Origin of the sequence: Botrimarina hoheduenensis (genome assembly GCF_007859815.1) — a bacterium.
GTDB classification, from domain to species: Bacteria; Planctomycetota; Planctomycetia; order Pirellulales; family Lacipirellulaceae; genus Botrimarina; species Botrimarina hoheduenensis.
In genome coordinates this window covers 291911-315255 of record NZ_SJPH01000002.1, presented here as the reverse complement: position 1 = coordinate 315255, position 23345 = coordinate 291911, and the positions used below count along the sequence as shown (strand labels likewise).

At 63.2% G+C, this 23345-nt stretch carries 17 protein-coding genes; 9 read left to right on the top strand and 8 right to left on the bottom strand.

Annotation, left to right across the window (positions count from 1 at the left end; translation table 11 throughout):
* Positions 1-104: 104 nt before the first annotated feature.
* From Pla111_RS05065 to Pla111_RS05055, 3 genes are read left to right on the top strand one after another with little or no spacing between them, the layout of a single operon-like run.
* Entirely contained in the window at positions 105-1004 is a 900-nt protein-coding gene (locus Pla111_RS05065; RefSeq protein WP_197524767.1) for a hypothetical protein, read from the top strand.
* Positions 1005-1057: 53 nt separating this feature from the next.
* Positions 1058-2404 (top strand): magnesium transporter, encoded by a 1347-nt coding sequence (gene mgtE / locus Pla111_RS05060; RefSeq protein ID WP_197524766.1) that lies wholly within the window; start codon positions 1058-1060, stop codon positions 2402-2404.
* A gap of 60 nt (positions 2405-2464) precedes the next feature.
* Entirely contained in the window at positions 2465-2896 is a 432-nt protein-coding gene (locus Pla111_RS05055; protein WP_146572028.1) for an EamA family transporter, read from the top strand.
* On the opposite strand, the gene Pla111_RS05050 is transcribed toward Pla111_RS05055, so the two are convergent.
* From Pla111_RS05050 to Pla111_RS05015, 8 genes are all read right to left on the bottom strand, one after another.
* The gene (locus tag Pla111_RS05050; protein WP_146572027.1) at positions 2893-4023 is read right to left on the bottom strand and encodes a hypothetical protein; all 1131 of its coding nucleotides are present in this window, start codon (positions 4021-4023) and stop codon (positions 2893-2895) included. The genes Pla111_RS05055 and Pla111_RS05050 overlap by 4 nt on opposite strands.
* A complete protein-coding gene (gene panB / locus Pla111_RS05045) occupies positions 4016-4804 on the bottom strand; it encodes a 3-methyl-2-oxobutanoate hydroxymethyltransferase (protein WP_146572025.1) in 789 nt (262 codons plus the stop codon). Before panB ends, Pla111_RS05050 begins: the two co-directional genes overlap by 8 nt.
* A gap of 96 nt (positions 4805-4900) precedes the next feature.
* Positions 4901-5695 carry a class I SAM-dependent methyltransferase gene (locus tag Pla111_RS05040; RefSeq protein ID WP_146572023.1) on the bottom strand — a complete coding sequence of 265 codons (795 nt, stop codon included), beginning with the start codon at positions 5693-5695 and terminating at the stop codon, positions 4901-4903.
* Between the two features lie 24 nt (positions 5696-5719).
* On the bottom strand, positions 5720-8362 hold the full coding sequence (mutS, locus tag Pla111_RS05035; protein WP_146572022.1) for a DNA mismatch repair protein MutS: 2643 nt from the start codon (positions 8360-8362) through the stop codon (positions 5720-5722).
* Positions 8363-8476: 114 nt separating this feature from the next.
* Positions 8477-9466, bottom strand: coding sequence for a flagellar motor switch protein FliG (gene fliG, locus Pla111_RS05030; RefSeq protein WP_146572020.1), 990 nt, complete (start codon positions 9464-9466; stop codon positions 8477-8479).
* A gap of 201 nt (positions 9467-9667) precedes the next feature.
* Complete coding sequence (locus Pla111_RS05025; protein WP_146572018.1) at positions 9668-10153, bottom strand: chemotaxis protein CheX; 486 nt, start codon at positions 10151-10153, stop codon at positions 9668-9670.
* A gap of 209 nt (positions 10154-10362) precedes the next feature.
* A complete protein-coding gene (locus tag Pla111_RS05020) occupies positions 10363-10869 on the bottom strand; it encodes a 6-pyruvoyl trahydropterin synthase family protein (protein ID WP_146572016.1) in 507 nt (168 codons plus the stop codon).
* Between the two features lie 5 nt (positions 10870-10874).
* Entirely contained in the window at positions 10875-11864 is a 990-nt protein-coding gene (locus Pla111_RS05015) for an alpha/beta fold hydrolase (RefSeq protein WP_146572014.1), read from the bottom strand.
* Between the two features lie 645 nt (positions 11865-12509).
* Here Pla111_RS05015 and Pla111_RS05010 point away from each other — a divergent pair.
* From Pla111_RS05010 to Pla111_RS04985, 6 genes are all read left to right on the top strand, one after another.
* Positions 12510-12869 carry a hypothetical protein gene (locus Pla111_RS05010; protein ID WP_146572012.1) on the top strand — a complete coding sequence of 120 codons (360 nt, stop codon included), beginning with the start codon at positions 12510-12512 and terminating at the stop codon, positions 12867-12869.
* Positions 12870-12966: 97 nt separating this feature from the next.
* Positions 12967-13278: a hypothetical protein gene (locus Pla111_RS05005; protein WP_146572010.1), complete on the top strand. Its 312-nt coding sequence runs from the start codon at positions 12967-12969 to the stop codon at positions 13276-13278.
* 725 nt (positions 13279-14003) lie between these two features.
* A complete protein-coding gene (locus Pla111_RS05000) occupies positions 14004-17645 on the top strand; it encodes a beta strand repeat-containing protein (RefSeq protein ID WP_146572008.1) in 3642 nt (1213 codons plus the stop codon).
* Positions 17646-18000: 355 nt separating this feature from the next.
* Complete coding sequence (locus Pla111_RS04995) at positions 18001-18735, top strand: TetR/AcrR family transcriptional regulator (RefSeq protein WP_146572006.1); 735 nt, start codon at positions 18001-18003, stop codon at positions 18733-18735.
* A gap of 61 nt (positions 18736-18796) precedes the next feature.
* Complete coding sequence (locus Pla111_RS04990) at positions 18797-20053, top strand: efflux RND transporter periplasmic adaptor subunit (protein WP_197524765.1); 1257 nt, start codon at positions 18797-18799, stop codon at positions 20051-20053.
* A gap of 101 nt (positions 20054-20154) precedes the next feature.
* Positions 20155-23325, top strand: coding sequence for an efflux RND transporter permease subunit (locus Pla111_RS04985; protein WP_146572002.1), 3171 nt, complete (start codon positions 20155-20157; stop codon positions 23323-23325).
* Positions 23326-23345 lie beyond the last annotated feature (20 nt).

Sequence of the window (23345 nt, the reverse complement as noted above, 5' to 3'; positions counted from 1 at the left end):
CGCCGACGGCTGACCGCGGGGGCCCCTGTTTGTCTGTCACTCTGGCTGCGGTAGAACGTAGTGCCCACCTCGGCATGCCCCCACCGTCTCGCAGTTATCAGCCCATGGTGTTTGAAGCAATCGACCACCAGAAGCGCGAACTAACCGACAAGTTCGTCATCGTGATCGGCAAGCAGCCCGAACTTGCCCGGTTTGAAGGGTTCGTCGGTCAGGTGAAGACGGTCAACATGAGCGGTCGGGCACTCGTGGAGTTCACGGGCCTGAACAACAACGTCGGTTGGTTCGATATCGATCCGCACTTTCTCAAGGTGGTCGATAAGCCGAGCGGCGACACCGGCAAAGCGGGGGCAATCAAGAAGCCCGCCTCGAAGATCCCCGGCAAAGGAGCGCCTAAATCGGCGGCAGACATCCTGGCGCTCGCCCGCAGCGGCGGAGTTAAATCCAAGCCCGACGCCGCGGGTCGTCAGCCTAAAAAGGTGAGCCCCGCTTCCGGTCGTTCGACCGCCGATATCCTCGCGGCCGCCCGCGGCAAGGGGGCGGACACGGCCCAAGACACGCCGGGTACTTCTTCGCCCGAAGGCAAAAAGGAAAGCCCGGCGCTCAAGCTCTCAACCGCCGACGTGCTCGCCGCGGTACGCGGTAAAGCGCCAGCAAAACCACCGACCGCTCGTCGCGAGGGGCTCTCAACGGCCGAGATTCTTGCCGCGGCCCGCAACAAGGGAAACACCGTACCCCCCAAGGGAGCTGCGGCTCCGGCGGCCGACAGCCACGCCCCCGCGACGAACGAACGCTCCGAGCCACGCCATCTCACTGCCGCAGACATCCTCGCGATCGCCAGCGGCAAACAATCGTTGCGGCGCATCGCGCCGGTTCATACCGAGCCTCTCGTGAACAAGCCGCTCAGCGACGCGGGGGCGGCTCGCCCGGCGGCGATCCCCGCGCCGATCGATCGTAGCAAGCTCACCGCGGAAGCCATCCGCAACCTCGGCCTGCCCCACCCTTAGCATTCGCCAACTCGCCCGCCCCCTCCCGCCTAAACAACATCGCAAGCCCCTCTGTGGAAGAAACACAACGCCTCGCCGATGCCATCCACGAGGGGAATACCGAGCAGATCGAGTCGGTGCTCGAAGGCCTCGACAGCCGGAGGATCGCGCGGGTGGTTTGCGCGCTCGCCGACGCCGACCAAACGGCCATGCTGACGGCCCTCACCCCGGAAGACGCGGCTGAGCTGCTCGAGGACATTCCCGACGTCGAGGTGATCGAGGCGGTCAGCCAGCTTTCGCCCGCAACCGCGGCCGCGATCCTCCACGAGTTGCCCAGCGACGAGCAGGCCGACCTCGTCGGCGCGCTCGACGAAGAAGACGCCGACGCGATCCTCGCCGCGATGGACCCTGCCGAGGCGGAGCGGATCGCCCAGCTGGTGGCGCACGATCCGGAAAGCGCGGGCGGATTGATGGCGACCGAAGTGGTCTCGCTCCGCCGGACCGCAACGGTTGGTCGGGTGCTCGATCGGTTTCGCAAGGACGCCGATCGGCTTCGTCGGCTCGACGTGCAGTACGCCTACGTCACCGAGAAGCCGCGCCGGCTGGTGGGCGTGCTCCGGCTACGCGACCTGCTGCTGGCCGACGCGACGACCCGGCTGGAAGACCTGATGATCGCCAACCCGCTCTCGGTCTCGGTGACCGCCGACCTCCGCGAGCTGAGTAATCTGTTCGAGGAGTACGCCTTTCTGGGCGTTCCGGTCGTCGATGCCGAGGGCGAACTCCTGGGGGTGGTCAGCCGCTCGGCAGTGGACGACGCCACGCAGGATCAAGCGGAGAGTGACTTCCGCCGTTCGCTGGGCCTCGTCGAAGAAGAGGTCCGCTCGCTGCCCACCTTGCGGCGGTCGCGGTTGCGGCTGGCGTGGCTGACCATCAATATCTTGCTGAACGTGGTCGCCGCGAGTGTGATCGCCGGCTATCAGGACACGCTCGCCCAGGTGATCGCGCTGGCGGTCTTCCTGCCGATCATTTCCGACATGAGCGGTTGCAGCGGCAACCAGGCGGTGGCGGTCAGCATGCGCGAGCTCTCGCTCGGATTGATCGAACCCTTTGAGCTGCTGCGGGTGTGGCTCAAAGAAGCGTCGGTCGGGCTCATCAACGGCGTCGCGCTAGGGGGGCTGATTGGCGTTGTCGGCTGGCTGTACACGGGCAATGCCTGGCTCGGGCTGGTGGTGGGAGGAGCGCTGGGCATCAACACCTTGGTGGCCGTGCTAATTGGCGGTGCTCTGCCGCTGGTGCTCAAGCTCCGCGGCATCGATCCGGCGCTCGCCGCGGGGCCGATCCTCACTACCGTGACCGATATGTTTGGTTTCTTCCTGGTGCTGAGCCTCGCGACCGCGGTGCTGCCCCGACTGGTGGGTTAAGCTGAGGGGCGAACCGCGGGTTACGCGGCTGCTGTCGCCTCACTCGGAAGCCGGTCCGCCATGGAATCGCTCCTGCCCGCCTGGCTCGTCTGGGCTTTGCTCGCGGCGATTTTCGCCGCGGCCACGGCGATCACCGCCAAGCTCGGACTGCGCGGCGTCGATGCCGACGTCGGCACGCTGGTCCGGACAATCGTGGTCCTCACTTTTGCCGCGACAATCGTCTTTGCGCGGGGCAAGCTGCCCGCTCTGGGCCAGCTCAGCGCCCGCCAAACGCTGCTGCTGACGCTCTCGGGGATGGCGACAGGCGCTTCGTGGCTGTGCTATTTCCGCGCGCTTCACTCGGGCGAGGCTTCGCGCGTGGCGGTAATCGACAAGCTCAGCGTGGTGCTTGTCGCGCTCTGCGCCGCGCTGTTGCTCGGAGAAAAGCTGTCCGCTACGGGCTGGTGCGGCGTAGCCCTGGTGGCCGTCGGGGCCTATCTGGTCGCCCGCTAAGACGGTCGCTCGGCAATCTCGGTTGAACAACCATCTGCTGTTGCCGAAGCCTGCCTGCTACGCAGTCGGTAGCCGCTTGCACGGAAGAAAAGCAGCAGCCCCGCCAGCGTTCCGTAGGTTAGCAGGCACCACGCCTGCCATTGGCCGTGCATGTAAATCATATGGTCACTAGCGGTCGGAGGGTTGCGTCCCCATGATGCGACTCCGGCCCTCTCGATCGCCGACCACGCAATCAGCGTTATCAATACCAGGGCCAGCAAGGCAGCCCAACAGAGTCTAAACCACCAGCGTCGGGGTTTACCCAAGCTCATCTGCAAGACCAAGAGCGCAGCGTACCCAACCAAGCCGCCCAGAAAAAACGGTCTCACAGGATCGGCCAGAAACCCTTGACCAATCGAGCCAACTAGCCAGTTATCCCAAGCGGTGTTTCGCAGCGCGAGTAGCAGAGGCGCGAGCGCTGCCGACCATACCAGCAAATGTCCCATGCCGAATTGCAAGCGCGTATCGGTAGATGGTATCTCTGCAGCGAATTGATCAGCCTGCATCAATCGCACGCCCCGTCGAGAGAGTCGCCAGACTCTGACAACTAAGATTGACAAGGCAATCAGCAGGGGAATTATCCAATAGGAGATTTCCCAACGGTTTTCTCCAGAGCTCATCAGCAGCACGATCGAGCTGAGCGCCAGCAGCCCCGCCGGCAATCGCCAGACCCAAGCCGTGTCGCCCAGCACCGCCCAGACGGCTAGCAGAGTAACTTGCGCGAAGGCCAGCCCTAGCATGGCGCCTTGAAACTCCCCGTGCATGAATCGCGCTAAGAAGCCAAAATCCAAGAGCGCAACGGCCCAAATGAAGACGGTCCAGCGCAGCCATGGCGTTTGCACATAGCGACCGACGCACCACGCCAGCGCTGCCGACTTGAGCACAAAGAATACGGTGCCCCCTACCGGCCGGACGCCGATATATCTCCACACCGTGAATTCGGATTGAGTACTGACGTAAGCGATGGTGGCAGCGTCCAGCAGCACGACCGCCGCCGGCGCCAGAATCGCCACCCACAACGAACGACGGTCCAAGCCGACGAGCCTCCCCGACCGGGGCGATGCGGCGGCTAGCGGCGCGTCAGTCATACGCGTGCTCTTCGGCGGGGAACGCCCCGCTGCGCACTTCGTCGCGGTACGTGGTGACGGCTTGGCTAATGACCGACTTCAAATCGGCGTAGGGTTTGACAAACCGCGGCACATACCCGCAGGTGATACCCAGCACGTCGTTCACCACCAAAACCTGGCCATCGCAATCGGTGCCGGCACCGATGCCGATTGTGGGGATCGCCACGCGCTCGGAGATCGCCCGCGCGATCTCGCTTGGCACGCACTCGAGCACCACGGCAAACGCCCCGGCGGCTTCGGCGGCGATGGCGTCGGCCAGCAGTTGCTGCCGATCGCGCTGCACGCGGTAGCCCCCCATCTGATGGACGCTCTGCGGCCGCAGGCCGACATGGGCCATCACGGGGATGCCCGCCGTCACCAGTGCGCGGATCGTCTCGGCCTGGTCAGCCCCCCCTTCGAGCTTGACCGCCTGGCACCGTGTCTCTTTGAGGATGCGGCCCGCGTTTTCAATCGCTTTGGCCGCCCCCAGGTGATAGCTGGGGAAGGGCATATCGACGATCACCAGCGCGTGCTCCACCGCCCTGCCAACCATTTCCGCGTGGTAGATCATCTCGTCGAGCGAGACGGGCAGGGTGTTGGTGTGCCCCTGCACGACCATCGAAAGGCTATCGCCCACGAGGATCGCTTCGATGCCGCAGGCGTCCACCAGCCGCGCCATCGTGTAATCGTAGGCGGTCAGCACAGTGAGCTTCTCGCCCGTCTTCTTTTTGGCGACGAACTGCGGGACGGTGAGTTGGGGCATGGGCGGCCGGAGGGGCTGTGAGCCAACGTTGTGAAAGTGAGCCTTGATTGTCGCTGGACGGAGGTGGCGTCGCAACGGAGCAAGGCCCAGCGAGCGTTATCGGTCGGCGACTACGATCCATCCCTGCGTCCGCAACGCGGGCAACCACCACGCATGACGCAAAGCCCCCCGATGGCCTGCCGCTAAGGGGATCCAGCGCACCGGTCGCAGGTTCGCGGCAGCAAGGTCGGCTGCCAGCTCATGGCGGCGATAAACGTGCAGAAAAAAGTTGGGCACGCCCCGGTAACTGTAGGTACGGTCGCCCGTCTCGTACCCGCCGCGGCCCCCCGCCAGGTAGCTGCCCAAGGCCCACCAGGGCCCACCAGGGTCGCGCAGGTTGAACCAAAAATTGTGGACGTGCAGAACCAGCTTTCCGCCGGGACGGATAACCCGGCCCATATTCTGCAGGGCGGCGCGGCGGTTGTCTCGGCCGGTGATCATTCCCAGCGTGCTGAACAGGCACATCCCATGATCCGCCGCGGCGTCGGCCACCCGCTCAGGCCCCAGCTCGACGAGATTCGCCTCAACGCAATCGATCGCCAGCCCCTCGGTGCTCGCCTTGGTGCGGACCACGTCGAGCATCGCCGGCGAGAGATCGATCGCCAGACCTTGCCATCCCGCCCGCACCAGCGGCGTGAGCGCTCGCCCCGAGCCGCAGCCGAAGTCGGCGATCACCCCGGGGCGCTCTCCCCGAGGCACACCGAATTCTTCCCGCAGGACGGCTTCCTCAAACGGAAACAGAGGATTCGCGGCGTGGAAGGTGTCGTAACGATTGGCGATCGGGCGCGACTGGATGTAGTCCCATGCGCCGCGCGTTACGCCCCGTGGAAGTCGCCAGTCTGGCAGAGCCATGCGGATACACCTGCTGGAGGGGGATTAGCGCTCAGCGAGCAGCCGTTGCCGCCAGGTGTGCAGCAGCTCGAAGGCTTCAAGCGGCGTCGTGCGATCCACATCGAGCTTGCGCAACTCATCGAGCAACGGATGCTCGACCGTCTCGAAGAGCGTTAGCTGAAGGCCTGCGGCACCCGGAGGGGGGGCACCCGCCCCGGACCGTGCGGCCTCTGCCTGTTCGAGCTGCGCAAGGATCGCGGCGGCACGTTCGTTCACGCTGCGAGGCACGCCGGCCAATTCGGCCACATGAATGCCATAGCTCTTGTCCGCCGGTCCCGCGATGATCTGATGCAAGAACACCACCCGACCCTCGTGCTCCCGCACCGCGACGCTGCGGTTATCGACACCGGCCAAGCGCTCTGCCAACTCGGTCAGCTCGTGATAGTGCGTCGCGAAGAGCGTGCGGCAACCGACCACATCGTGCAGGTGCTCGGTAATCGCCCACGCCAGTGACAGACCATCGTAGGTGCTCGTGCCGCGGCCGATCTCGTCCAGGATCACCAGTGAGCGACGTGTGGCGGTGTTGAGGATGCGTGCCGTCTCGGTCATCTCAACCATGAACGTGCTCTGCCCGCGCGAAACATCGTCGCTGGCACCGACGCGTGCGAACAACCGATCGGCGATGCCGATCGTGGCGGATTCAGCCGGCAGATACGATCCGATCTGCGCCATCAGCGTCAGCAGCGCGGTCTGGCGGATGTAAGTGCTCTTGCCCGCCATGTTGGGGCCCGTGATGAGCAGGAGGGTGGCCTCCTCGCTGTGCGCGCCCTCCGCCGATGTGGCGGAGCCGATCTCAACACCGTTGGGGACGAACGTGCCGCTCGGTTCGGAGAGGTCCAGCACCGGGTGGCGGCCTGCAACGATCGACAGCACGGGCTCGTCAACGATCTCGGGGCGGCAATAGTTGCGTGCCCGCGCCAACTCGGCCAGGCCCGCGAGCGTATCGAGTTCAGCCAGGGACCCGGCGGTTGAAAGCAAACGCGAAGAACATTCGGCCGCTTGCTCGAGGAGGCTCTTGAAGAGCGAGTACTCCAGCGCGTTCGCGCGATCCTCTGCCGAGAGAACCTTCTCCTCGTACTCCTTGAGCTCAGGAGTGATATAGCGTTCGGCGTTCTTAAGGGTCTGCTTGCGGATGAACTCGACGGGAACCTTTCCCGTGTGAGCATGCGTGACTTCTAGGTAGTAGCCGAAGACTTTGTTGAACCCCACCTTGATCGCGGGGATGCCCGCCTCGTGCTGCATCCGTGTCTGATAGGCGGCCATCCACTGCTTGCCACCGGCCATCAGCTCGCGGCACTCGTCCAGGTCGGCAGAGTAACCGGCGCGGATGTAGCCGCCGTCTCGGCTGGAAAGGGGGCACGCCTCTTCGAGCGCTGCGGCAAGCGCCTTGTGCAACGCGGGGCAGAGGTCGATCCGCTGTTCGAGCTGGGCGAGCCGCTCGCTGCGGCGGCCTGTCAAGCGGGCTTTGAGGGCGGGCAACGCGGCGAGGGTCTTGCCGATGCTCGCCAAGTCGCGAGGACTAGCCCTACCGGTGGTCACGCGCGCCACAAGCCGCTCCAGATCGTAGACCTCGCGCAACGTTTGCCTAACGGCTGCGGCTAACGCGGCGTCAGCAACAAGCTCGCCCACGGCGTCGAGCCGGCGCTCGATCGTGGCGACCTCGACCAGCGGCTGGCGGAGCCATTCGGCAAGCCGACGGGCCCCGGCACCGCTGACCGTGCGATCGATCACGCCCAGCAACGCCCCGTCGCGCCGGCCGTCGCGGAGAGTGCGGGTAATTTCGAGGCTGCGCCACGTAGCGGCGTCGATCTCCAGATGCGATCCGGACCCGCTGGGGGTAAGCCGCTCCAGATGCGCAAGCGACGCGCGCTGCGTCTCTTGCAGATAGCCCAGGATCGCTCCCGCGGCGGCGAGCGCGAGCACCTGGGGCGGATCGTTCGTCTCGAAACCAAGCCCTTCAAACGAGCTAACCGCAAAGTGCTTCAGCAAGCGATCGAGCGCCGGCCGCACCGCAAATGCCGACGCCGGCCGGCACGTCACCACCGCGCGATCCGCCACCTCGGACGGAAGCAGCGCCTCGTGCTCTTGCACGATCAAAATCTCAGAGGCCTCGAGCCGTGCGAGTTCGTCGGCCAATCGGCGCTGGTTGATCGCGGCGGCGTGAAAAGCGCCGGTCGAGACATCGACCCACGCGAGCCCCGCTGCGGCGGGCTCGCCGGGCGTGGGCTTCGCTCCGTCGAACACAACCGCGGCCAGGTAGTTGCTTGCAAGCGGATCGAGCAGCTCGTCGTCCGTGATCGTGCCGGCCGAGACGATGCGGGTCACCTCGCGCCGCACCAGCCCTTTGGCCTGCTTGGCGTCCTCCACTTGATCGCACACCGCAGCTCGCCGCCCCGCGCGGAGGATTTTCGCCAGGTACGCGTCCAGTTGGTGATAGGGGAAGCCGGCCATGGGGACGGCCTGGTCCCCTTTGTCCTTGTCACGCGTCGTGACGGTAACTCCGAGCAGTCGCCCCGCCTCTTGAGCGTCTTCGTAGAAGAGCTCGTAGAAGTCGCCCATGCGGAACAGCAGCAGCGCATCCCCCGCGGCCGCCTTGGCCTCGTGGTACTGCCGCATCATCGGTGACATAGGCGTCTGGCGGGGGGAGAAGCAATGTCGCGGGGGCAGCCAACCGAACGGAATCGCCAAGGCCCCACGGCCCGGCTCCGCCACCCTACCCGCGACAGTATCTCCTCGACAGGCTCACTGAACGAGGGCCTCTTCCTCGCCGTTCTTGTTCAGCTCGATCTCGCCGCTGTCTTCCAATGTGCGGACGATATCGACGATCTTCTGCTGCATCGTCTCGACGGCCGAGAGCTTGACGGCTCCCAGGTACTCCATTTCCTCGCGGAGCATATCGCCGGCGCGCTGCGACATGTTGCCGAGCACTTTCTCCTTGAGCTCGGGACTGGCACCCTTGAGGGCCATCGCCCAGTCCGCACTCTCGACGTTCTTCAAGAGCGCCTGCATCTCCTTCTGGCCGAACTTGGCGATGTCGTCAAAGACGAACATCAATCGGCGGATCTCGTCGACCAACTCGGGGTTCTCGGCCGCCAAACCGTCCAGGAGCGTCCGCTCGGTTGCACGATCGCAGACGTTGAGCATCGCCGCCACCGACTGCACGCCGCCCGCCATGCGAAAGCTCTGGCTCATGACGCTCGCCATGCGGCGTTCGAGACCTGCCTCCACCTCGCGAATGATTTCGGGGTTGGTCTGGGTCATGGTCGCCATGCGACGCACGACTGCCAGCTGTCGGTTCGCCGGCAAGCCCGACAGGATCTCCGCGCCAAACGACGACGGAAGATGCGAAACGATCAGCGCGATCGTCTGCGGGTGCTCATCGACGATATAGGTCAGAATATTCTGGCTGTCCACGTTGCGGAGGAAGCCAAACGGCAGGGCCTCGATCGATTGGCGCACGTTGTCGATCGTATCGCCCGCACCGCTGCCAAGTGCTTTCTTGACCAAGCGTTTGGCAAACTCGAGTCCGCCCGCGGCACCGCCCGCAGCGGGATTCGTGTTCGCGAACTGCTTGATAACCTCTTCTTGCTCGTCGGTCGAAACCCGTTCGAGCTTGGCGATCTCGATCGAAACCTGCTCAACCTCGGCAGGCTCCAGCCGACTGAGCAGATCGCCGGCCTGCTCTTGGGGCAGGCTCAGCAGCAAGACCGCTGCGTTATGTAGGTCCGACATCTTGGCATTCCCCCCCTCAACAACCAGGGGGCCGATGACCGCGCAACGCAGCCTGCCCCCGCTAGCCTCAAGAATCGTCCCTGCGGGTGCCAACGGCTGAGCGATTTTTCCGGCTGCGCAAATAAGAACGCCGCTAGCAGCGCTAGCGGCGTTAGCGGCGTTCTTATTGAGTGATTTTTTCTCGCTCGCTGAAGGCGGCGGCTAGACGGTCGCTAGCTCTGCCGGCTGGTTCGACGGCTCGAACCCCACCTCGAGCCGCAACGGACCCATCTCGGTCTGGAAGGCAACGGCCAGGGGCGGCGTCGCCGAGGGGAAGCGGATCTCGTGGCCTTCGCCCGTGATAACGTTCGGCAGGCCAACCGACAGGTTGTACTCGGCCAGCTCCGTCTTGGCCTGACCGGCAATGACGTTGGCGAGTTCACCGACGGCGTCGAGGACCTCGTCATCGATCTCGGTCTTTTCTTCCATCAGCATGGCTGAAGCCGCGCGGACGGCGACCTCTTTCGACAGGTTGATGACCACCATGCCCGACGCCCCGCCCGAAAGGCCAATGACCCCGCTCACGGGAAACTGGCGGATCTTCGGGTCACCCACGCTCAGTTCTCCCCGCTTGGCGTTGGTAGCCAGCATGGTTGAGAACGTGTTGGTAACCGCCCGTAAGAACGGATTGATGTGTTCGACTTTCATGCGACCGCCACGGGAGGTTTCACTGATCAGTGTGACGCGCCACAGGACTGCCTATGCCCCCACGCGTCTGCCGGAGCACATGCAAGCTTAGGTCGCTCGTCGGGAGAAGTTCGCTCGGTAAGCGGACAACCGAACCGAAGCGAGCCGAATTCGACCGAATAAACGGGCATCGCCGGGCCTCGACACCCGCGCGCCAAACGACCAGTCCCCTACGACCGTCGCCACCGCCACAGCCCCGCCTGTCCCGCACACTCTTCAACTTCCACCACCAGCGCGGTCAGTCCCGGCAGAACATCGATAAGCTGCCTGCCGATCCAGTTGGCCAGCATCTCGGCGGTGGTATTGGGGAGGGGCAGCAGACGACAGTCGGCTGCCGGGAAAACCCACCGGCGCTCCTCAAAACGAGCGATCACCTCGTCTTGCCCCGCCTCGGTAACGCGCTGCACTAAGATCCGTGGATGCTCGGTTGGCAACAGCACGCAGTGGTCCAGCTGGTGGACAAGCCGCTGGATCGCGTCGCGCGTCGCGATGAAGTCGTACACATAGGCGTTTTCATCGAGGGGGCCTTCAAGCTCCACGCGCAGCGCGTAGTTGTGCCCGTGCAGGGGCTCGCAGACATCGCCGTCGTAGGTGATGAAGTGCGCCGCTGCAAAAGTGAACGACTCTTTGCTGAGTCGCACGCCGTAGCTGGTTGTCGGCTGCTGAGGTTCGGCCATCGCCTTCACGCCCCTATCGTCGCGGGGGCCGGGGTAGCGGCCGTCGATGCCAGAAACTCTTTCATGAGTCGCAGACTTTCCTCGGGAGCGTCTTCAACAACCCAGTGTCCGACCTCTGCCAAGCGTGTCACCTCCGCGTCGGGCCAGTGCTGCAAGAAACGATCCAAGCAGGCTGGCGTGAAGCACCAGTCACGCATTCCCCAGATCAGTTTCACGGGCCGAGGGCGGATCGAAGCGAGCCCCGCTTCAATCCGCTGCAGGACGCTCCAGGTGGGGTGCCGAGCCGACCGCGGGATGTCGGCCACAAACTCGTAGACCGCCCGCCGATTCGCCCAAGTGTTGTACGGTGCCAGATAAGCCTCAGCGACGGGACGCGACAGCGGTGCCGACCGCGCGAGGGTCATCCGCACCGCTGCCCGCGAAAAGAGGTTGAGCCCCTGCAGACCCAATCGGCCCAGCACGGGCGTACGGCACACCGCGATGCGGCGGGGAACAAACCACGGGGGAAAAGCGCCCGTGTTGAACAGCACAACCCGCTCGAGCTGGTCGAGTCGGTCAAGCATAGCCCCGAGGCCAATCGCCCCGCCCCAGTCCTGCGCCACGAGCGTGACACGTCGCAGGCCAAGCGTATCGATCAAGCGGAGCAGGTGATCGATCCGATCCGCCAAGCGAAACGGTCGCGGCGGCTTATCGCTGAGCCCACACCCCAAATGGTCGACTGCGATACAGCGGTGCTCGGCGCTGAGGCCCGCAATCAACCGCCGCCAATGGAACGACCAGGTTGGATTGCCGTGAACAAACAGCAAGGTTGGGCCATCGGCAGACTGCCGATCGGCCGCTCCCGGCGGGAGCTCTTCCGCGGGTCGGGGCCCTTCATCGATGTAGTGCAACCGGCCTTCGGAGAGCGGCAACCAATGCGACGCAAACGGGTACTCAGCCCGCCACGCTTTAGCGGCGGTGAGAGCAGCGGAGTCAGGGCCACCTTTGTTGTTCATCACACCAGCGTAGCGGCCCCGAGGGCCGCGAAACACCGGGGCGACCGGCTTGATGCGGGGCCCCAAAACCAGACGAGCCGCGACAGGCCCGAGGGCCCGCCGCGGCTCGACATGGTTCAAACTTCCGGCCGATTGCGACCGAGTGGAGTCACTCGAAGACAGACGCGAACCGGACAGCGCTGCGCGCAGCCATGGATCGGCTCGGGCCAATCGGATTTTCAGGTTCCCCCGGCGGAATGTGGGCCGGAAGCTTGATCGGTTGCCGCGGTCGAAAGTTCGGGCCGCGGTGATTTTTTAGGGGGCGAACCGCATCGGCTGGTTGCTGCTGTGGCCGCTTTTGTTCTCGCTGTCTCTAAGTATCGGACACCAGCGTGGTGGCACGCCAGCCTCGCCCGACGGGTCGCGGAGCGTACCGATTTAGCATAGCTCGCGAAAGGGCTCCTGGCTGCGATTCTGGCAGGCAAGAACCCGGTCCGGAGGGCTGCAATCGGCGCGCCAATGCGAAGTATACGGGGGATCCCGAGCCTGGCTGGCCTGGGTATCGGCGTGGCCTCCTGCCGTAAAACCTGCTAACTCAAGCTTCCGGCTTCGCGAGTTACCGACGCCATTGGCCTATGAGCCGTACGGATACGGGTATCCCCAGTTATGAACCGTTCTTCACGGATCGCGATCACGCTTGTTTTGCTGCTGGGCGTCTTGGCGGGGGGTTCGCTTGCCCCGGCCAAGTCGATCACGCAGCAGCCGCTTTCGCTCGGCGAGCGGCTTGTTACGGGGCTCCAGGTGCGGCGCCCCGGCGAGTTCACCTTTATCGACGCGGTGGTCGATACGGTCGAACGGGGCGAATTGCCCCGAAAACTGGTCGATGGGTTCTTCTTTTGGTCGCGGAGCAAAGCGCGCAGCAAGCCCGGACGCCGCGGAATTATCTATTTTCAGCCAGCGCTCGAGGTCCAGGCCAAGCGTCTTGGAGTAACCATCCGGCGGACATCGCCCCAGCCGAGCCCGTAGGCCTCGGCGGACGATGGTGGTATATTCCTCGGTTTGCCTGAAATCCCACGCCGACGCCTGCACCAAGGCCCGGCGGTCTGCCACCGAGTGAGTCGTCATGGCGCGTAAAGTCGTCAGCCGTAGGGACCTAAGAGCCGAAGCCGAAGCTGCCGAGAAGCTCGAGGCAGCCGAAGGCGGCAAGAAAAAGGTCGCCAAGAAAAAAGCCGCCAAACGGAAGTCGCGGGCGAAAGCCGCCGCGGAAGTCCGCCTGAAGGCATTCTGGGGGGTTTTCAACCAATCCCTGAAGCGGGTCGCCCTGTACGACTACAGCCAGCGCAAAGAGGCCCTCAAGAAGGCCGAAGAGCTGACCGCCAAAGGCAAATCCCCGCACTTCGTGCAGCCGGTCAAAGAGATCATCGACGAGGCATAGACGGCAGCGATTGGTTTACCGCAGGCCGCTGCTGCCGCTTGCCAGCGCTAGCTGGCGGCAGGCTTGGCGGCGCGACCTCCTCTCTTCGCAATCGCTCAACCACCGTCGGCCAGCGGGCTGTTGACGGCCAACGGGCTATTCCCGTCTGACTGCGCTTATCGCAGCAAAGCCAAACGCAGTTGTGAGTGGCCCTCGTCGTCAATCTAAAATCAGCGGGGGCAACTGATGAGGTTGGTCCAGCTTCGGCGGCTTTGGCGACGTCGAAATCTGCCGAGGTGACGGGCACCGACGCGCGTTAGTCTATGCAGAAACTCGCCGCGGTTGAGGCATCCTCGGCGGGTTCCCCAAGAGCAGCGAGTGGAAACAAGTCGGACTGATTAGATAGTAAGTTACTCCTGTAAGACTCCAAAGACGCCGCGTCATTGGCATCAAGAGAAGCATTCTGTCTTCTTCTAAACGCATCACTTCGATTGTGAGTCGAGGCTCGTTCGGACCTGAGATCGCATAAAGCGCTGTCAAATCAACAGCTAGCTCAAGGAGTGCTGACGACGCCAAATCGGTCCCAACACGATACGAAACGCACACTTCCTGGCACATTTTGGACGCGCCGGTTATTGACAGCGCACGACCAGTTGGATCATCCTGGCGTCACCCGGGCTCCACGATATCGAGTGGCATCTTTGCGACGGGAAGTATCGTCAGCTCCTTTCTATGGGAGTCTTGTTATGCGTACGCTGATTCGCACTGCGTCGTTTGTCCTCTGGACTATGGGACTATTCAATGTCGGTCCGATTGCGTTCGCGCAGACGGTGATCGACTGGACGGGCGGTGGTTTCACCGACTCGTATACCCTTGCAAGCAATTGGGCCGGCGCAAACGTGCCGAACACTGTTTCCGAGAGCGCTCGATTCAATCTTGCAAGCTCTTTCGACGTGACGCTTGGCTCCGCTAGCACGACCACCGTGAGCGATCTGAGTATCCTGGCGGGGAACATTAACTTCGCCTCGACCGGCGCTGTCTTCGCCTTCTACAATATAGCCGATGACCTGCTCGTAAGTGCCGGCCTCCTTACCCTCAGCGATTCAGGTGGGGGGGGAGATGTAATTCTCAATGTTGCCGACCGACTCACGGTCGATGGAGGTGGTGAGTTTGACATTGAAACAGGCGCGCGTGTGACGACCAATACGTTCCGCTTAGGCGACTCCGCCAATGGCATTGGCACGATCATTGTCGATGGCGTCGGATCGGAATTTAACAAGACCGGCTCGGGAATAGTGAATATCGGTCAGGATGCTTTCGGAGATTTGACCTACCGAAATGGCGCCACCGGAACGATCGCGTCGGTCTTGCAGCTTGCCAGTTTCGCGAGTGGGACAAACCGCGGGAGTCTGAATGTCGAGAGTGGGGCGAATGTCACTTTGGCCACGTTGCAAGTTGCCACGGGGGGGACCAGCAGCACCGCCAGCGGGACGGTGAACGTTGATGGACTCAATACAGTTCTCGATGTGACTTCAAGTTTGTTGATCGGCAACAGTAGCTCGGGGCCCGCCGGAACCGTTCAGCTTGCTAACGGCGGAATGCTTAACGTAGTCGGCGCGACCACGATTGAAAAATCGGGCGAGCTCCGCATTAACGGTACCAACGGTAGTTTTAACGCCGCCGGCCCAGTCACTTTGTCCAATGGCAGCACGTTTTCCCTCGATGGAGGAGCAGCAAATTTTTCCTCCGGGCTCAACAACTTAGCAGATGGCGCGCTTACGTTCCTAGATGGCACGTTGACCGTATCGGGGGGCGTGCTCGTTCCAAATTCTGGTGGGGTTTACACCTTTGATGGCCCCGAGCCAGAACTCGTCGGTACTCGCCTGCCTCACCTTGTTCTTACGGGAGGGGCCACCGCCAATCTGCCCAACGATCTTATCGTCAGCGACTCCTACCCCGCTCGATTGACGGTGTCGGGAGGCGCCACCCTTTCCAACATTGTTGCGGAGGTCGGAAAGGTGGGCTCAGCCGACGGCTTCGTGACGGTTTCAGGTACGAGTGCCGGCGGCGCCCCTTCAACATGGGCGAATCTGTCATCTATGTTGATCGGTTGGTCCGGGAAGGGAACGATCCTCGTCGATGGGGGCGCGCATGTGCATAGCGGAGCCGCCACACTCGGAATCATTTCTACCGGGGAAGGATCCGTTACGGTTTCTGGCGTCGATTCGGCAGGATTACCATCGACTTGGAGTAACAATGGCAGCATGACTATCGGGAGTCGCGGAGAAGGTCTTCTCACGATTGAAGGCGGCGGATTGGTTTCCACAGACGCAGCGAGTCTTGGCAACGCACTTCTTGGAGAAAGGGGAATCGGATTCGCCAACGTCGCCGGCGTCGATGCGGCCGGCAACCCTTCGCGATGGATCAACACGGGCGTGATGAATATCGGAGATGGAGGGGAAGGGACCTTGCAGATTAGCGGAGGGGCTGTTGTCGCCAACAGCTCGACAAGAATTGCTAGCGCTCTTAACGGTACAGGAGCAGTCTCTGTGAGCGGCGCCGATGCGGCCGGTAATCCATCGCGTCTAACCAATTCCGGCTTGTTATCTGTTGGTGTTGCTGGAAATGCGACCCTCTCAATTTCTGGAGGCGGTTACGTTAGGAGTAACGGCGCGATGGTCGCTGGAACAGGCAGCAACAGTAGCGTCTTTGTTTCCGGCGTCAACGGCAGTGGAGTTGCATCAACTTGGGACATTTCCGGATCGCTTGACACCGGACCCGCATTCGGAGGTGATGCCAACATAACGATAAGCAACGGCGGCAAGATATCCAATTCTGGCGACGTCTCCTTAGCAATCGGATTTTCAAGCAATAGCTTTGCTACAGTAACGGGCGTCGGTTCAGAGTGGACGATAGGTGATCATTTGAACCTTGGCGGTACCAGTTCTCTTGGTCTTGGCTCTGCAGTATTGACCGTTAGGGACTCAGGTCGTGTAGCGGTGGACGAAAATTTGCGCATCTGGTCGTTGTCCGAATTGAGATTGTTGCGTGGCATTCTCGACGTTGGGGGCAAGATTGAGGACGGCGGCGGGACGTTTTCCTTCATCAGCGGTAGTCTGATAGCCAGAGATCCATCACAAACGCTCATTGTTTCACCCGGGGGATTAGCGATTGGCACCCTCTCTCTCAATGCTCCGAGCATCGATGCAACCCGTACGCTCGACTTCGGGGGAAATGCGATCGTTCAATCGGGCGGCACGCTTACTGTGAATGGAGGGACGCTACAAATTGGTCGTATTTCCGTCGCCACGGGTGCAGGACTCTCGTATCAGAGCGGCACGCTCAACACGGCTGGTCGCTTTCAAGCGGCTACCGATTCGACGATCGATATCGCGGCGGGAGATCTGACGCTCGGCGATGCCACTTCCGTAGGCGGAGTATTCATTGCCGGAACGCTTCTAACACATGACAACACACTGACACTGGCCGACGCTAACGACGTCGTGTTTGATTCGTCGGCTCATGCCATTCTCGGAGCCAGCGGCAACGCGGGGGCGGTTGTGGCAGCGAACGGTCTCACGCTCGACTTTGGGGGCAACATCACGGGCCACGGCGCCGTCGAAACGACCAACGATCCAGCGACTCCGCTAATAAATAACGGCCACATTGTCGGCAATTCCCTCGTCGAGCCGATCACACTTACGGGTTACGTTAAAGGCGTGGGAACTCTGGACAACGTAACGATCACCGGCACCGATGCTCCCGGTTTCTCCCCGGCGAGCGTCAATCGTGGCAGCGTGAGCTACGGCGGCGCCCTCGAGATCGAAATCGGTGGCGACACACAAGGCAGTGAGTTCGACCATCTCAATCATATTCTCGGCGCCGGGGAGGCGAGCTTGGGTGGGCTTCTTGACATCAAACTCATCAACGGATTCGTTCCTTCCCTGGGAAGCACATACGAGATCATCACGGCCACCAGCGTGCAGGGAACGTTTGCGTCGGAAATGCTCCCCACTTTCGGTGGCGGAATGACCTTTCAAGTGACCTACACTCCTGGCAGCGTTGCGCTGGACGTGGTCTCTGCGCTGCCGGGCGACTACAACAACGATGGCAGCGTGGACGCCGCCGACTACACCGTTTGGCGTGACAACGTAGGCGCCGCTGCGGGCGCGTTGGTCAACGACATCGACGGCGGCCCGATCGGCACCGCCCAATACGCAACCTGGCGAGTAAACTTCGGCGATACGTTGACAGTCGCCAGTAGCGCCGTACCAGAGCCGAGCGCGGCGTTGCTGCTATTGATCGGCGCTTGCGCAGCCTTTCGACGGTGTTGCTACCGGCCCGTGATGAACCCAACAGTGTGGCTGGGCGGAACAAGCGGTAACTAGTTAGCAGATGCTTGTGATGGCCCGCCGCAACGGTTGTCGCGTCGGGTGGACCAACCTCGGCGGCTTAGGAGTCTCCCGAATCCGCGTCGGTCGGCTCACCCTCAGCAGCTAATCACAGTCCCCGAAGAGCAAGTCGGCTAGCCGTGCTCCCCCCCCTTCGCCGCGACGCTTAGTCATCACCCCTCTTAAAGTCGAGCAGCTGGGTACGCCCCTCGGCTGAATCGTTACCGCCGAAAGGTGCGGCCACAAGGCGGCCGGTGGCCGTCGTGCTTGCGCACCGGGGCTGTTTCTGGCCTTTTTCTGGCCCACCTATTGACTAATCGTCAGCTTTTGACGAATAGTTAACAGCACCACCATGAGTACCACTCTCTCCTCCGCCGACTCCCGTAAGCAGCGCGAAATCCGCGAGCGCGAGGGCCGCATCTTGGAAGTTGCCCGGCAGCAGCTGCTCTGCTCCGGTTACCTGGGGCTGAACATGGACCGCATCGCCGCGGAGATCGAGTACTCCAAGGGGACGATCTACCAGCACTTCCGCAACAAGGAGGAGATCCTCGTCGCGCTCGCGACGCAGGCGCTCGAGACCCGCCTGCTGATGTTTCGCAAGGCCGCCGCTTTCGAGGGTCCCTCACGCGTGAGGATGGCAACGGTCGGTGCCGCCGCGGAAGCCTTCGTTGAGCATTTCGCTCATCACTTTTTGGTCGAGCAAGTCGTGCGAGTCTCGTCCATCTGGGAGAAGACCTCACCTGATCGCCGCGAGCTGATGGAATCTTGCGAGCGCGATTGCATGGCGACGACCGTCGCGATTGTTCACGACGCCGTTGCCGACGGTTCGCTGGTGCTTCCCGCGGGACATGTTCCCGAGGAGCTCATCTTTGGCATGTGGGCCCTGTACCAGGGTGCCCAGACGATCGCTCACACCAGCCATACGCTCGCTGAGATCGGTATCGCAGATCCGATCGCCTCGTTGCGTTTCAACCAGAACCGCGTACTCGACGGCTACGGCTGGCGTCCGCTCTCCGCGGATTTTGATTACTACCAACACATGAACAGCATTAAGCAGGAGCTGTTTCGCCATGATCAGTTTGCGTGAGAGCCAACCGCGCGTCGTGCATTTTTTTGCTCGCTGCCTGACGCTTCGTCAAACTCTGACGTTGCGCATAAACCGTGCACCGGCGGTTCTGGCTTTTGCGGGCGCGGTGCTCCTGCTCAGGACCAACACTGCTGAATCCACACCGCCGCCCAACGTGCTCCCGGTGCAGGTCGCGCCAGCGGAAGAAGTCGATACGCTGCTGCGGAAGCGTGTCTACACGGGAACGCTCGTCGCGGCCCGGCGCAGCGCGCTCTCGTTCGAAACGGCCGGCAAGATCGTGGAGCTTGTGGCCGACGAAGGGGATCGTGTCGAGGCCGGACAGATCCTGGGCCGTCTCGACACACGCCGGCTTGAAGCGCTGCGGGCCCAGTCTCAGGCGGAGCTGGTTGAGTCGGCGGCACGCCTTCGCGAGTTTATCGCCGGCCCGCGGACCCAGACGATCGCCGCGGCCGAGGCCGAGGTGCGCAACCTTGCCGCTCAGCGCGACGTAGCGCAGCGCAACCTCGAACGACGGGCGCAACTGGTCGCTTCACGGGCGATCAGTCGCGAAGAGTATGACGAGATGCTGTTCGAGTTTCGTGCCGCTGAGGCGCGGGTCGATGTCGCCCAGAAGACGCTGGACGAGCTCATCGCAGGGACGCGCCAAGAACAGATCGATGCCCAACAGGCTCGCACGCAGGCGCTCGAGGCGGTCGTGGCCGACACGCGGCACCGACTGGAGGATGCCGTGCTTCGCGCCCCCTTTGCCGGACAGATCGTCAAGCGCAACCTCGACGAAGGGACCGTGGTGGCCCTCGGCGAGCCGGTCTTTGAGCTGATCGAAGCGGCAGCGCTCGAGGCCTGGATCGGTGCCCCCCCGCGCGCTGTTGCGACGCTGACGCCCGGCGCAGCCATGCGCGTCGAGATCGACAACGAAGAATACGAGGCGGTCGTGCAATCGATCCGTCCCGAGCTCGATCCCCAAACCCGCACGCAAAATGTCGTGCTGCGGATCCCGCGTGATCCACGACTGGTGGCGGGCCAAGTGGTGCGGGCGGCGATCGTGCAGCCGATTGCGATGCGCGGATTTTGGACCCCCACGGCGTCGCTCACCCCGCGCCGTCGCGGCCTGTGGGCCGTCTACGTGGTTGCCGCGGGCCGAGTCGAGCCGCGAGACGTGGAAGTGATCGAGACCGATGGCGACCGCTCGTTCATTCGCGGCACGCTCGCGCCGGGCGAGCCGGTCATCGCCGAGGGGGCTCACCGCATCGTTGCCGGTCAGGCGGTCACGATCGCTTCGGAAAGGCCCGCGGTCACCGCCACAACCAAGCCACGCTGAATACGGCTCCGCTGGGTCCCCGCGCAAGCCAACACGCCTCGCTGAGAATCGCTCGCAGCCACCCTGCGAGGAAGCCGTCCGTTTAGCACCAGTTGTTCCGCATGTCTCGCCTGCTCTACGACAACCGCCGGATGCTAACGCTCGCGATTGTGCTGATCGTGGTTGCGGGGCTTTCGTCGTTGTATGTCTTGCCGCGGATGGAAGACCCGATTCTCACGCAGCGGACAGGGATCGTGAACACGCTGTATCCCGGTGCCACCCCCGAGCGTGTCGAAGCGCTTGTGACCGAGCCGATCGAGGAAGAGCTGGAAGCGATCCCCGAGATCAAAGAGCTGCGTTCGACCAGCCGATCGGGCGTCTCGACGATCACGATCGAGCTGCGGGACGACATCTATGAGGTCGATGCTGTCTGGTCACGGGTGCGTGACAAGCTGGACGATGCCCGCCCGCTGCTGCCCGCCGAGGCCGCAACGCCCGACTTCGACGAGTTGGAAGTAACCGCCTACGCGATGATCGTCGGGCTCGTGTGGGATCTTCCCCGCGAGCCCAACTACGCAATCCTCAGGCGTCTCACGGAAGAACTCGAGCAACGTTTGCGGTCCGTGGCGGGGACACGTGAGATCGACACCTTCGGCGACCCTCCCGAAGAGATCACCATTGCGATCGACCGCGCACAGCTCGCATCGCTCGGGCTAACGGCGCTCGATGTTGCGCGGCAAGTGGAATCGAGCGACGCAAAGACGGCTGCCGGGCAAGCGCGTACCGACCAGGGAACCCTGCTCATTGAGGTCGATTCCGAGCTGGATACGGTCCAGCGGATTGCTTCGACACCGATCCGCTACGGGGCGGATGGCGCGAACGACGCCGGCCGCTTCGTAACGCTCGGAGCCGTCGCCGATGTCCACAAAGGAATTATCGATCCGTCGCCCCGCTTGGCACTGGTCGAAGGCAAGCCGGCTATCGCCCTCGGGATTTTGGTACGCGGCGACCAACGCGTGGACACCTGGGCCGCGCGGGCAAGGGAAGTCGTTGCCGAGTACGCGACCGAATTGCCCCCTGCGGTGCGTCTCAAACCGCTCTTCGATCAGAGCGGCTATGTCGAGACCCGGCTCGAGACGCTGCTGATGAACCTGCTGATGGGGGCCGCCGCGGTCATGCTCGTCATCTGGTTAATGATGGGCTGGCGGAGCGCGGCGGTCGTGGGCACGGCCCTACCGCTGACTTCGCTCATGGTGCTCGCCGGCATGCGGTGGATGGAGATCCCCATCCATCAGATGTCGGTCACCGGATTGATCGTCGCGTTGGGGCTGCTGATCGACAACGCTATTGTGATTGTGGATGAGGTCAACGACCGCCTCCGCGACGGCGAAAGCGGGGGCGACGCCGTGGCGCACGCCGTGCGACATCTGGGCGTTCCGCTGGGGGGATCGACGCTCACAACCGCATTATCCTTCGCGCCGATTGCGTTGATGCCCGGTCCGGCCGGCGAATTTGTCGGCGCGATTGCGCTGTCGGTCATCATGGCGGTTGCCGCTTCGTTTCTGCTGGCGATGACGATCACCCCGTCGCTCGCGGCGATCTTCGCTCCGAGCCGTCCGCCGCGTGTCCGCCGATGGTGGACCGCGGGCGTCTCGCTTCCGTGGCTAACCGCGGGATATCGCCGCGTGTTAGGAGCGTTGCTGCGCTGTCCGGCAATCGGGGTTGGCCTGGCGGTGGTCCCCCCGCTGGTTGGCTTCTACCTGGCGGGCGGGCTTACCGAGCAGTTCTTCCCACCCGCCGAGCGCGATCAGTTTCAGGTGCAGGTGGATCTGCCGGCTGGCTCGTCGATCGGCTCCACGCAGCGTCTGGTGACGAAGGCCTCTGCGATTCTCGCCGAACACCCGCGGGTGATCAGCAGCGATTGGTTCCTCGGCGAGAGCGCACCGAGCTTCTACTACAACATGATGGCGAATCGCCGGGGGACGCCCCAGTACGCTCAAGCCATGGTTACGATCGACAGCAGCGAGAATTACTTTGAAGTGCTCCGCGAGTTGCAGAGTGAGCTCGACGCGGGGGCACCCGAGGCGCGCTTCTTGGTGAAGCAACTCGAGCAGGGGCCGCCGTTCGAGGCACCGATCGAGGTGCGGCTCTTCGGGCCCAACCTGGACACACTCCAAGAGCTGGGTGGACAGGTCCGGAAACTGCTGTCCGCGACGCCCGGCGTGGTTCACACCGTATCGGATCTTTCAGAGACCCTTCCTAAGGTCTCGCTCCAGGTCGATGAGGCCGAAGCGCGCCTCGCGGGGCTCGATCACTTACAGATCGCTCAGCAATTGAACGCCTCGCTCGAGGGTGCCGTCGGCGGATCGATTCTCGAAGCGACCGAGAACCTGCCGGTGCGCGTTCGTGTGGGCGGAGAAGACCGCGGCAATCTGGGGCGAATCGCCTCGACCGATCTGGTCGGCCGAACCGAGCTCGGCGTGTCGACGCAGCTGCCCCTGGCGGCCCTCGCACAGGTGCGACTCACGCCCGAGCGCTCCGCGATCCCGCGGCTGAACGCCAAGCGGATGAACGAGGTGAAGGCTTACCTTGCGGCAGGGCTGCTGCCGGCAGCGGTCCAGGGCCGCTTTCAAGAATTGCTTGCCGACTCTGACTTCCAGCTGCCCCCCGGATATCGGCTGGTGTACGGCGGCGAAGGCGACAAACGCGACCAGGCGGTGGGCAACCTGCTCTCCAACGTCGTGGTGCTAGGGGTCCTGATGGCAGCGACACTCGTCCTGTCTTTCGGCAGCTTCCGCATGGCGGGCATCATCGGCATCGTGGCGGTGCTCTCGATCGGCTTGGCGATCGGCTCGCTGGCGATCGCGGGCTATCCGTTCGGCTTCACCGCGATCATTGGTACGATGGGCTTAGTGGGCGTTGCCATCAACGACTCGATCGTAGTGCTCGCCGCGATCCGCGAGCACCCGCTGGCTCGGACGGGCGACCCGGTAGCGATCCAGCAGGTGGTGGTGAAATCCACCCGACACGTGCTCGCGACGACGTTGACCACCATCGCCGGCTTCATGCCTCTGATCCTCGGCGGGGGCGGCTTCTGGCCGCCGATGGCGGTCACCATCGCCGGCGGTGTTGGCGGGGCCACGCTCTTAGCGCTGGTGCTCGTGCCGTGTGGTTACGTGCTGGTAATGTGCCGCGGGGGCCGGCAGAGAGTCAACTTGGTTGATGAGGCCGCTGAGCAGAACGCGCAACGGCCGGTCCCCATCGCTGCTGAGCCACTGACCGTGGTAAGCTAGGGCTTAGAGCCAATGGCTTC